Source organism: Pseudomonas faucium, assembly GCF_021602585.1.
GTDB classification, from domain to species: Bacteria; Pseudomonadota; Gammaproteobacteria; order Pseudomonadales; family Pseudomonadaceae; genus Aquipseudomonas; species Aquipseudomonas faucium.
On record NZ_BQIP01000030.1, the window covers coordinates 44,844 to 55,765 of the forward strand.

Genomic DNA, 10,922 nt, shown 5'->3' on the forward strand with positions numbered 1-10,922 from the left:
GTCATGTTGCATATTTTCTGTCCCCACTGCGGCGAGCTGCGCTCCGAAGAAGAGTTTCACGCCTCTGGCCAGGCGCACATCGCCCGCCCGCTGGACCCCAACGCCTGCTCCGACGAAGAGTGGGGCACCTACATGTTCTTCCGCGACAACCCGCGCGGCATCCACCATGAACTGTGGGACCACGTTGCCGGCTGCCGTCAGTACTTCAACGTCACCCGCGACACCGTGACCTACGAAATTCTGGAAACCTACAAGATTGGCGAGAAGCCGCAAGTGACCGCCGCTGGCAAGCAGAGCGCCGCACCGTCGACCGTCAAGGGCCAAGGGGAAAAAGTATGAGCCAGACCTATCGCCTCGCCAGCGGCGGGCGCATCGACCGCAGCAAGGTCCTGAACTTCAGCTTCAACGGCAAGACCTACCAGGGCTATGCCGGTGACAGCCTGGCCGCCGCGTTGCTGGCCAACGGCGTCGACATCGTCGGGCGCAGCTTCAAGTACTCGCGCCCGCGCGGCATCATCGCCGCCGGTACCGAAGAACCGAACGCCATCTTGCAGATCGGCTCCAGCGAAGCCACCCAGATCCCCAACGTGCGCGCCACCCAGCAGGCGCTGTACGCAGGCCTGGTCGCCACCAGCACCAACGGCTGGCCGAACGTCAACAACGACGTGATGGGCATCCTGGGCAAGGTCGGCGGCAGCATGATGCCGCCGGGTTTCTACTACAAAACCTTCATGTACCCCAAATCGTTCTGGATGACTTACGAGAAGTACATCCGCAAAGCCGCAGGCTTGGGCCGTGCGCCGCTGCAGAACGACCCGGACAGCTACGACTACATGAACCAGCACTGCGACGTGCTGATCGTCGGCGCCGGCCCTGCGGGCCTGGCCGCCGCGCTGGCCGCCGCACGCAGCGGTGCCCGGGTGATCCTGGCCGATGAGCAGGAAGAGTTCGGCGGCAGCCTGCTCGACTCCCGCGAAACCCTCGACGGCAAGCCTGCCGCCGATTGGGTCAACGCGGTGGTCAAGGAGCTGGAAAGCCTGCCGGAAGTGACCCTGCTGCCCCGCGCCACGGTCAACGGCTACCACGACCACAACTTCCTGACCATCCACGAGCGCCTCACCGATCACCTCGGCGACCGCGCCCCGATCGGCCAGGTACGCCAGCGCGTGCACCGCGTGCGTGCCGGCCGCGTGGTACTGGCCGCCGGCGCCCACGAGCGGCCGCTGGTGTATGGCAACAACGACCTGCCGGGCAACATGCTGGCCGGTGCCGTCTCCACCTACGTGCGCCGCTATGGCGTGGCCCCGGGCCGCAAGCTGGTGCTGTCGACCAACAACGACCACGCCTACCGCTGCGCGCTGGACTGGCACGACGCCGGCCTGCAAGTGGTGGCCATCGCCGATGCGCGCCACAACCCGCGCGGCTCGCTGGTTGAAGAAGCGCGTGCCAAAGGCATCCGCATCCTCACCTCCAGCGCCGTGGTCGAGGCCAAGGGCAGCAAGCACGTGACCGGCGCCCGCGTGGCCGCCATCGATGTGCAGGCGCACAAAGTCACCAGCCCAGGCGAAACCCTGGATTGCGACCTGATCGCCACCTCCGGCGGCTACAGCCCGGTGGTTCACCTGGCCTCGCACCTGGGCGGCCGCCCGGTGTGGCGTGAAGACATCCTCGGCTTCGTGCCGGGCGATGCACCGCAAAAGCGTGTGTGCGTGGGCGGCGTGAATGGCGTCTACGCCCTGGGTGAGGTGATTGCCGATGGTTTCGAAGGCGGCGTGCGCGCAGCCACCGAAGCCGGTTTCAAAGCCACCGCCGGCGCCCTGCCCAAAGCCGTGCAGCGCAAGGAAGAAGCCACCGTGGCGCTGTTCCAGGTGCCACACGACAAAGGCACCGCCCGCGCGCCGAAGCAGTTCGTCGACCAGCAGAACGACGTCACCGCTGCGGCCATCGAGCTAGCCACCCGCGAGGGCTTCGAGTCGGTCGAGCACGTCAAGCGCTACACCGCGCTGGGCTTCGGCACCGACCAGGGCAAGCTGGGTAACATCAACGGCCTGGCCATCGCCGCCCGTTCGCTGGGGATCAGCATCCCGGAAATGGGCACCACCATGTTCCGCCCCAACTACACCCCGGTGACCTTCGGCGCTGTTGCCGGGCGCCACTGCGGCCACCTGTTCGAGCCGGTGCGCTTCACCGCCCTGCATGCCTGGCACGTGAAGAACGGCGCCGAGTTCGAAGACGTCGGCCAGTGGAAGCGCCCGTGGTACTTCCCCAAGGCCGGTGAAGACATCCATGGCGCCGTGGCCCGTGAATGCAAGGCCGTGCGCGACAGCGTGGGCCTGCTCGACGCCTCGACCCTGGGCAAGATCGACATCCAGGGCCCGGACGCGCGCGAATTCCTCAACCGCATCTACAGCAACGCCTGGACCAAGCTCGACGTGGGCAAGGCCCGCTACGGCCTGATGTGCAAGGAAGACGGCATGGTCTTCGACGACGGCGTGACTGCCTGCGTCGGCGACAACCACTTCTACATGACCACCACCACCGGCGGCGCCGCCCGCGTGCTGCAGTGGCTGGAGCTGTACCACCAGACCGAATGGCCAGAGATGAAGGTGTACTTCACCTCGGTCACCGACCACTGGGCCACCCTGACCCTGTCCGGCCCCAACAGCCGCAAGCTGCTTGGCGAGCTGACCGACGACATCGACCTGGACAAGGACGCCTTCCCGTTCATGACCTGGAAGGAAGGCACCGTCGCCGGCGTACCGGCCCGGGTGTTCCGCATCTCGTTCACCGGCGAGCTGTCGTACGAAGTGAACGTGCAGGCCAACTACGCCATGGGCGTGCTGGAGAAGGTGATCGAGGCGGGCAAGCAGTACAACCTGACCCCCTATGGCACCGAGACCATGCACGTGCTGCGCGCCGAGAAGGGCTTCATCATCGTCGGCCAGGACACCGACGGCTCGATGACCCCGGACGACCTCAACATGAGCTGGTGCGTGGGCCGCAACAAGCCGTTCTCGTGGATCGGCCTGCGCGGCATGAACCGCGAAGACTGCGTGCGCGACAACCGCAAGCAGCTGGTGGGCCTCAAGCCTGTGAACCCCACCCAGTGGCTGCCTGAGGGCGCCCAACTGGTGTTCGACCCGAAACAGCCGATCCCGATGGACATGGTCGGCCACGTCACCTCCAGCTACGCGGCCAACTCCCTGGGCTATTCGTTCGCCATGGGTGTGGTCAAGGGCGGCCTCAAGCGCATGGGCGAGCGCGTGTTCTCGCCCCAGGCCGACGGCAGCGTGATCGAGGCCGAGATCGTTTCTTCGGTGTTCTTCGATCCGAAGGGTGAGCGGCAGAACGTTTGACTCCGGGCCCTGTGGTGAGCCGGCCGGCCCCATCGCCGGCAAGCCGGCTCCCACAGGAACGATGCAGATCTGAAGGCTGATGCTGTACCTGTGGGAGCTGGCTTGCCAGCGATGAGGCCGGCAAAGGCCCCACAAGACAGATGTCTGCATCGCTTCGACGAACCAGAATTCAAGGCAGGTAAGAAATGAGCGCTATCAACGTCTTCCAGCAAAACCCCGGCAGCGATGCCAAGGCCCAGTCGCCACTGCACCACGCTGACCTTGCCAGCCTGGTCGGCAAAGGCCGCAAGAACGCAGGCGTGACCCTGCGCGAGAAGAAGTTCCTCGGCCACCTGACCCTGCGCGGCGACGGCCATGACCCGCAATTCGCCGCCGGCGTGCACAAGGCCCTGGGCCTGGAGCTGCCCGTGGCCCTGACCGTGGTCGCCAACGCCGAGATGTCGCTGCAGTGGATGGGCCCCGACGAGTGGCTGCTGATCGTGCCCGGTGGCCAGGAGTACGCCGTCGAGCAGAAACTGCGCGCCGCCCTCGAAGGTCAGCACATCCAGGTGGTCAACGTCAGCGGCGGGCAAAGCCTGCTGGAGCTGCGCGGCCCGAACGTGCGCGAAGTGCTGATGAAATCCACCAGCTATGATGTGCACCCGAACAACTTCCCGGTGGGCAAGGCAGTTGGCACCGTGTTCGCCAAGTCGCAACTGGTGATCCGCCGCACCGCCGAAGACACCTGGGAGCTGGTGATTCGCCGCAGCTTCGCCGACTACTGGTGGCTGTGGCTGCAGGACGCGTCGGCCGAGTACGGCCTGAGCATCGAAGCCTAAGGAGAACATGGCATGAGTCGGGCACCGGATACCTGGATTCTCACCGCCGACTGCCCGAGCATGCTCGGCACCGTCGACGTGGTGACGCGTTACCTCTTCGAGCAGCGCTGCTACGTCACCGAGCACCACTCCTTCGATGACCGGCAGTCGGGGCGCTTCTTCATTCGCGTCGAATTCCGCCAGCCGGACGATTTTGACGAGGCGGGCTTTCGCGCCGGCCTCGCCGAGCGTAGCGAAGCGTTCGGCATGGCCTTCGAGCTGACCGCCCCGAACCACCGCCCCAAGGTGGTGATCATGGTGTCCAAGGCCGACCACTGCCTGAACGATTTGCTGTATCGCCAGTGCATCGGCCAGCTGGGCATGGACGTGGTTGCGGTGGTGTCCAACCACCCCGACCTCGAACCCCTGGCGCACTGGCACAAGATCCCCTATTACCACTTCGCCCTCGACCCCAAGGACAAGCCGGCGCAAGAGCGCAAGGTGCTGCAGGTGATCGAGGAAAGTGGCGCCGAGCTGGTGATCCTTGCCCGCTACATGCAGGTGCTGTCGCCCGAGCTGTGCCGCAGGCTCGATGGCTGGGCGATCAACATCCACCACTCGTTGTTGCCCGGCTTCAAAGGCGCCAAGCCTTATCACCAGGCGTACAACAAGGGCGTGAAGATGGTTGGGGCGACCGCGCACTACATCAACAACGACCTGGACGAAGGGCCGATCATCGCCCAGGGCGTGGAGGTGGTGGACCACAGCCATTACCCCGAGGACTTGATTGCCAAGGGGCGGGATATCGAATGCCTGACCCTGGCGCGGGCGGTGGGGTATCACATCGAGCGGCGGGTGTTTCTCAATGCCAACCGGACGGTCGTTCTGTAGAGGCTGTTCGGGCCTTATCGCCGGCAAGCCGGCTCCCACAGGTCTGTGGGAGCCGGCTTGCCGGCGATTGGCCCCACCCCTTTGGGGCTGCCGTAAAAAGGTATCTCCCTGTCGCTTCCAGTCACTGCGACATCGCCCATCAGGCCCACAATTCCCTGCATCCCAGTACCCGATGCCGCCCACGGATGGCGGCGCGTTCAACCACCGCTGCATAAATACAAATCAAGCGAGGTAAGAGCATGTCTGGCAATCGTGGAGTGGTGTATCTCGGCGCTGGCAAGGTCGAAGTACAGAAGATCGACTACCCGAAAATGCAGGACCCGCGCGGCAAGAAGATCGAACACGGCGTCATCCTCAAGGTGGTCTCCACCAACATCTGCGGCTCCGACCAGCACATGGTCCGCGGCCGCACCACGGCCCAGGTCGGCCTGGTCCTGGGCCACGAAATCACCGGTGAAATCGTCGAGATGGGGCGTGATGTCGAGCGCCTGAAGATCGGTGACTTGGTGTCGGTACCGTTCAACGTCGCCTGCGGCCGCTGCCGCTCGTGCAAAGAGATGCACACCGGTGTGTGCCTGACCGTAAACCCTGCCCGCGCCGGGGGTGCCTATGGCTATGTCGACATGGGCGACTGGCCCGGCGGCCAGGCCGAATACGTGCTGGTGCCCTACGCCGACTTCAACCTGCTGAAACTGCCGGACCGCGACAAGGCCATGGAGAAGATCCGCGACCTGACCTGCCTGTCCGACATCCTGCCGACCGGCTACCACGGCGCCGTCACCGCTGGTGTTGGCCCAGGCAGCACCGTTTACGTCGCCGGTGCCGGCCCCGTCGGTTTGGCGGCTGCGGCTTCGGCGCGCCTGCTGGGCGCGGCCTGCGTCATCGTCGGCGACCTCAACCCGGCGCGCCTGGCGCACGCCAAGGCCCAGGGCTTCGAAGTGGTTGACCTGTCCAAGGACACCCCGCTGCACGAGCAGATCGTCGACATCCTCGGCGAGCCCGAAGTCGATTGCGCGGTCGACGCGGTGGGCTTCGAGGCCCGCGGCCACGGCCATGAAGGCGCCAAGCACGAGGCCCCGGCCACCGTGCTGAACTCGCTGATGCAAGTGACCCGCGTTGCCGGCAGCATCGGTATCCCGGGCCTGTACGTGACCGAAGACCCGGGCGCGGTCGATGCCGCCGCCAAGATCGGCGCGCTGAGCATCCGCTTCGGCCTGGGCTGGGCGAAGTCGCACAGCTTCCACACCGGCCAGACCCCGACCATGAAGTACAACCGCCAGCTGATGCAGGCGATCATGTGGGATCGCATCAATATCGCTGAAGTCGTTGGCGTGCAGGTCATCAGCCTGGATCAGGCGCCGGAAGGGTATGGCGAGTTCGATGCGGGTGTGCCGAAGAAGTTTGTGATCGATCCGCACAAGACCTTCAGTGCGGCGTGATGTGAATTAGAAAAACCCCTCAGATGAGGGGTTTTTTTTGCACTTCAATAATCGAACCGTCGGCTGTAGTAAGCGCTACTTCTCAAGTCCAGTGCATGTTGCACGAAGTCGGGGAGGGTGGGACTGGCAGCGCGACTGCCCGTCGGTGTGGAGTCTGTTGAAGCGTCTGTTGACATCGAGGAGTCGGAAGAATAGCGGCGCGCTCGAGGCACAGTGCCTTGAAGTGGCTGACGAGGTAGCTGAATGGGAGCGGGCTCCCGTAGCGCTTGCTGTGGTGCCTGAATGCTTGAGTGGGGGGCTGTCACTGGCCTTGGGCTTGGCGCGACGGGCATTCGCTGCCGAGATGGCCGAGGTAGGGATGAAACGATGACCATCATTGCGTTGGTACCGGTGAAAGGCAATGGGCGCTGGCGGAGTCCAAGAAATTTGGTAATGGCTTTTGCCAGCATGGGCAGGCGAATATGGCCTGACGGGTCGACGTGGTTGACAGGATCACCTAGGCAATAACAGTAAGTGTTCAGCCCTGCCACTGAAAAAGGGCCCCAGCTATCAGGCGCGCAAAAGCGCATGAGTGTCGAGTTGAAACCCCGGTAACCATTGCCTAACAATGACCCTGTAATAGCGTGGTCATAACGCTCGCCATTGAACCCAAGCAGCGTCAGGGGAGAAGGCAAGGTGGGGTCATGGCCATAACTTGAATAGGCATGAGGCTCCTCTTCCTCTTCGCTAGCCACCTGCAGCACAGACCCTTTGTCGTCCGTTGCCAGCAGCCCGGCGCTGGAGGCTTCGCCGGCCTGCACCTCGGCCAGCGGCATCGCGGCATTGCGGAAGATAGCGCGGTGCTGGTCGCCGTGTTTGACGGTGATCAGCTTGTCGCCTTGGTAGAAAAACTGGGTGTTGCTCAATGATTTGCTCATGGCTTCGGATCCTTGAGTGCTGCACGTCGAGTATCGGGTGGGTTATCTACAGGCGCTAGCCGCGAATCTTTTTCAATTCATCGTTTGAGGCGTTGATTTTCTTTCTAAATATGTCAATTTTATCTCTAAGCTGTGCGACTTTGGTTTTCTCTTGCCGGGGAACGAATTGATGGATGATTTGTTTTTCAAGAATGCCAGCATTAAGTTTTGACACTTCTTTTATTAGTGCGGATCGCGTGGGTTCTAAGACGCTAAGTTCTCGCATGATTAATTCTGCATGGGCGCGTTCATCGGTTGGGCGGTAAGGAACGCTCTGCGTCTTGCTGTCAAGCTGGCGTTGCTGTGGTAAGGCGCTTTTAGCGCCCAGTGGTGCTGAGCTAGTGTATTGGGCAGCTTGCATAGCGGCGTTCTGAGAGTACGCAGGCTTTTGCACGGGTGCGTTGGAAGCGGGCGCTCTGAACTTTATCGGTGAAGTGCCGGATGGGTCTATTTGGTTTATAGGGTCGCCGTTGCAATACCCGTAGGCGTTCAACCCGCCTGCTGCAAAAGGGCTTAGATAATCGGGGGAAAAGAATCGCATCAGTGTTGGTTGGTAGGCGCGCTGGCCTTTACCTAATAAATAGGCGCCCAGGCGCAAGTAGCAGTGTTCGCCAGTGAAACTGAGCGATGTCAGGGCCGAGGGAAGGTTCGGGGCATGGCCATAGGCGGAATAATGGTGTTGCTCTGCTTCGTTTGCCACCTGGACCTCGAGCACAGAGCCTTTTTCATCAATGGCCAGTAGCCCTCTTTCCGATGTGTCCCCGGCCTGCCATTCGGCTAAGGGAAAGTCGGCACTGCGCAAGATGGTGCGCTGCTGGCTGCCCTGTCTTAGGCTGACGAGCTTGTCGCGTTGGTAGAAGAACAGTGTGTCGTTCAATGACCTGCTCATGGCTTCGGCCCCCTGCAGCGATGATGGAAACGTTGTCCCAGGGGTCATTTTGAACAGCCGCCAGATTAATGAAACTGGCAAAAATAACAGGTGCCGCCGGGGCATTCGCTCGCGCCCTTGCCCCGGCATTGGGCCTATCAGTGCATCATTCCAAGCTCGGCATCATCGAGCAGCGCCTTGGCCATTGCGCTCAGGTAGTGAGAGGCCCAGAGCAGTTGCTGGTCGCCTTCCATCAGGCCGGTGAGGGTCATGTCGCGCACATAGCCCATCAGCTCCGAGGCTTGTTCGCGGGCACTTTGGCAGGGGATGCCAGGGGCGATGCAGAACAGTGGTTGGGTTTGGCCTTGGGCCTGGAAGAAGAAGGTCTTGCCTACGGTGGTTTTGGTGTTGTCAGTGGTCATTGTTCGATCTCCCTGAAAGTGCTTTATCGCCTGGCCTCATCGCCGGCAAGCCGGCTCCCACAAGGCCCTGCGCATGGCCTGAGGCCTGTGGCTTTCCCTGTGGGAGCCGGCTTGCCGGCGATGAGGCCAGACCAGGCAACACATGGCCTCAACCCTAGTGCAGCGTCCGCGGCTCCGCCGGCATCTGCACCTGGATCAGCGCCGACTCGAGCAGCACCCGCAGCGCTTCGAGTTCATGCATCGTGGCCATCATCAGAATCGAAACCGGCGACTTGGGTTGCAACAGAATTGCCTGGTGCGCGACGGTCTGGGCGCACAGGGCATAGTCCGTGGCCTGGAGGAGGGTGTCTTCGAGGGAATGGGAGTTGTGAGGTGGATCGGGGACGATTTTCAGCATCATTTTTGTTCCTGAAAAAAGGCCACCACCATCTGCTGTCAAACAAGAGGGTGGCAGCTGTGCATGGGTTGACAGACCGGTAGGAACAAAAAGCAAAAGCACCCGGCGCACACGAGGTGCCCCACGCACAGCCGCCATAAAGGCAAAGCCATCTGCTTTTTGACCTAGTCGGCCTGTCAAAGCCGGTCGCCGCTTGCGCAACGACCGCCCGAGACTAGTGCGCAACCCAGGTCACCGCAATGGCTTGAGGGGGACGGCAGTATGTTTCAGAAACGTCCTACAAGAAATAGGATAAATCGTAGATTTTTTGCGGAAAAACCGCTCAGCGTGATCTTCCCATTACAGCGAAGGACACGAAATGTGTGAAGGCAGCCCCCGGCGATGAAGCCTGGATTATTTATTTCGACGCCGGATGCGGTTTTGGATTCTTTGAGCGGAAGTATAATACTTCCCGTTAACTATATATCCGCGATCGGCTGGAAAGTCCTCAACGGCGGTTTTAAGTATTTTGCTTTTAATTCTCCCGTTGTGCTGAGTGACAAGGCTTGCGTTCACTGAGTCTATCGTGAGGTCGTCGGGGATGAGTTGGGGGTCGTTCACACTGAATCGAGGGTCCGTTACCCAGGAGTCTATATCACCCACAGTAAACCCGCTTGGAATGCGCTCAGGGTTGTCGGTAGTAAAACGACTCGTTGCGCTTTGGCTCGAGGATAGCGATGTGTGAAGTGAGGACAGCGTTTCAGTCATGGAAATCATAGAATAAGTATTGACGGATACGTTATCCATCGGAAACCTTGATCTTCGATTTTGTTCCGGACTACTGGCTTGTGGGGCAATGCTGGGTGCCTGAGCCGTTGTGGGTAGGTTGGGGGATTGCCGTGGACGCCTCAAGCCAAGCCTATTTCTAATGCCCTTGGATAATCTCCTGAAAAAGCCGGAGTGTCCGCTTGGGTCGGTCGTGTTTACCGGATCCCCATTGCAGTAGGCATAAGCGTTCAAGCCCCCTAGGCCAAACGGGCTCAAATTGTCAGGGCAGTGGAAACGTAGCAGGGTGGGGGTGAACGCCCTATAACCTGCGCCCAACAAGTAACTTTGTATCAAAGGCTCTAGCATTTCACCATTGAAGCCATTCAGTGTCTTGGTTGATGGCATCGTTGCAGCGTAGCCGTAGGCGGTAAAAATATGCGCTTCGCGCTCGGCGTCATCTTCCACGCATAGAACAGAGCCGTTTTCATCCGCGCATAGCAAGCGAATGCTATCGCTATCCTGTTCAGCAAGGCATTGATTGTATCCGCGGAAAATCCCGAGGTCGCGGTTCCCCCTTCTCACAGTGGCAAGTTCTTTCCCTCTATAAAAGAGCCTCGTTCTGTCTACACACTTTTCCATGGCAAAGCCCTGCACGTGGGGGGAACTACAGTATTGGCTCTCCTCAATGCACTGGCTACTAGCAAAAATGTCAGGAAGGCATATCGATTAGCGGCGTTGAACAATTGACGACAGTTGGTGCGGAACAAACCCTCCAACCCCAAGTCAAACGCCTCGTTTCCCCGGCCATCCCGGCCCACGAGGTCCCTCCCGATGAAAGCATTCACCCTGGCAACCCTGATGACCCTGGCCGCAAGCCCGGTGTTCGCCTTCAACCTCAGCGACGCCGCCAATGCCGTGTCGGCCATGCAGAACCAGAAGCAACAAGGCCAGGTGCAGGCGCCCGAGGCGCAGGCCAATCGGCTCAATACCTTGGGCAGCCAGCTGAAGAGCACTCCCGAACAAGCCGTGGGCGGGGCGGGGGCCATGCT

The 10,922-nt window shown here is 61.3% G+C and carries 11 protein-coding genes; 6 read left to right on the forward strand and 5 right to left on the reverse strand.

The window, feature by feature from the left end:
- Nucleotides 1–3: 3 nt before the first annotated feature.
- The 5 genes from L6D75_RS24685 to fdhA all read left to right on the forward strand — a co-directional run bounded on the left by L6D75_RS24685 (nt 4) and on the right by fdhA (nt 6,483).
- On the forward strand, nt 4–339 hold the full coding sequence (locus tag L6D75_RS24685) for a sarcosine oxidase subunit delta (protein ID WP_176516231.1): 336 nt from the start codon (nt 4–6) through the stop codon (nt 337–339).
- Entirely contained in the window at nt 336–3,356 is a 3,021-nt protein-coding gene (locus tag L6D75_RS24690; RefSeq protein WP_176516232.1) for a sarcosine oxidase subunit alpha, read from the forward strand. The genes L6D75_RS24685 and L6D75_RS24690 overlap by 4 nt, the downstream gene beginning before the upstream one ends.
- A 185-nt stretch (nt 3,357–3,541) precedes the next feature.
- Nucleotides 3,542–4,174, forward strand: a complete 633-nt coding sequence (locus L6D75_RS24695; protein ID WP_176516233.1) for a sarcosine oxidase subunit gamma — start codon at nt 3,542–3,544, stop codon at nt 4,172–4,174.
- A 12-nt stretch (nt 4,175–4,186) separates the two neighbouring features.
- Nucleotides 4,187–5,044: a formyltetrahydrofolate deformylase gene (purU, locus tag L6D75_RS24700; protein WP_176516234.1), complete on the forward strand. Its 858-nt coding sequence runs from the start codon at nt 4,187–4,189 to the stop codon at nt 5,042–5,044.
- Between the two features lie 239 nt (nt 5,045–5,283).
- Nucleotides 5,284–6,483 (forward strand): formaldehyde dehydrogenase, glutathione-independent, encoded by a 1,200-nt coding sequence (gene fdhA, locus L6D75_RS24705; protein ID WP_176516235.1) that lies wholly within the window; start codon nt 5,284–5,286, stop codon nt 6,481–6,483.
- A 44-nt stretch (nt 6,484–6,527) separates the two neighbouring features.
- Here the strand turns inward: fdhA and L6D75_RS24710 are convergent, their stop codons facing one another.
- The 5 genes from L6D75_RS24710 to L6D75_RS24730 all read right to left on the reverse strand — a co-directional run bounded on the left by L6D75_RS24710 (nt 6,528) and on the right by L6D75_RS24730 (nt 10,512).
- The gene (locus tag L6D75_RS24710) at nt 6,528–7,400 is read right to left on the reverse strand and encodes an RHS repeat-associated core domain-containing protein (RefSeq protein WP_176516237.1); all 873 of its coding nucleotides are present in this window, start codon (nt 7,398–7,400) and stop codon (nt 6,528–6,530) included.
- A 55-nt stretch (nt 7,401–7,455) separates the two neighbouring features.
- A complete protein-coding gene (locus tag L6D75_RS24715; protein ID WP_236193871.1) occupies nt 7,456–8,316 on the reverse strand; it encodes an RHS repeat-associated core domain-containing protein in 861 nt (286 codons plus the stop codon).
- 149 nt (nt 8,317–8,465) lie between these two features.
- Complete coding sequence (locus L6D75_RS24720; RefSeq protein WP_176516241.1) at nt 8,466–8,729, reverse strand: DUF3077 domain-containing protein; 264 nt, start codon at nt 8,727–8,729, stop codon at nt 8,466–8,468.
- A gap of 154 nt (nt 8,730–8,883) precedes the next feature.
- The gene (locus L6D75_RS24725; RefSeq protein ID WP_176516247.1) at nt 8,884–9,126 is read right to left on the reverse strand and encodes a hypothetical protein; all 243 of its coding nucleotides are present in this window, start codon (nt 9,124–9,126) and stop codon (nt 8,884–8,886) included.
- A gap of 393 nt (nt 9,127–9,519) precedes the next feature.
- A complete protein-coding gene (locus tag L6D75_RS24730) occupies nt 9,520–10,512 on the reverse strand; it encodes an RHS repeat-associated core domain-containing protein (protein ID WP_176516243.1) in 993 nt (330 codons plus the stop codon).
- A gap of 192 nt (nt 10,513–10,704) precedes the next feature.
- On the opposite strand from L6D75_RS24730, the gene L6D75_RS24735 reads away from it, so the two are divergent.
- On the forward strand, nt 10,705–10,922 hold a 218-nt coding region (locus tag L6D75_RS24735; protein WP_236193873.1), incomplete at its 3' end, for a DUF2780 domain-containing protein.

Coding starts and splice junctions, on each gene's coding strand:
- L6D75_RS24685 (WP_176516231.1), top strand. CDS start 4: ATGTTGCATATTTTCTGTCCCCACTGCGGCGAGCTGCGCTCCGAAGAA.
- L6D75_RS24690 (WP_176516232.1), top strand. CDS start 336: ATGAGCCAGACCTATCGCCTCGCCAGCGGCGGGCGCATCGACCGCAGC.
- L6D75_RS24695 (WP_176516233.1), top strand. CDS start 3,542: ATGAGCGCTATCAACGTCTTCCAGCAAAACCCCGGCAGCGATGCCAAG.
- purU (WP_176516234.1), top strand. CDS start 4,187: ATGAGTCGGGCACCGGATACCTGGATTCTCACCGCCGACTGCCCGAGC.
- fdhA (WP_176516235.1), top strand. CDS start 5,284: ATGTCTGGCAATCGTGGAGTGGTGTATCTCGGCGCTGGCAAGGTCGAA.
- L6D75_RS24710 (WP_176516237.1), bottom strand. CDS start 7,400: ATGAGCAAATCATTGAGCAACACCCAGTTTTTCTACCAAGGCGACAAG.
- L6D75_RS24720 (WP_176516241.1), bottom strand. CDS start 8,729: ATGACCACTGACAACACCAAAACCACCGTAGGCAAGACCTTCTTCTTC.
- L6D75_RS24725 (WP_176516247.1), bottom strand. CDS start 9,126: ATGCTGAAAATCGTCCCCGATCCACCTCACAACTCCCATTCCCTCGAA.
- L6D75_RS24730 (WP_176516243.1), bottom strand. CDS start 10,512: ATGGAAAAGTGTGTAGACAGAACGAGGCTCTTTTATAGAGGGAAAGAA.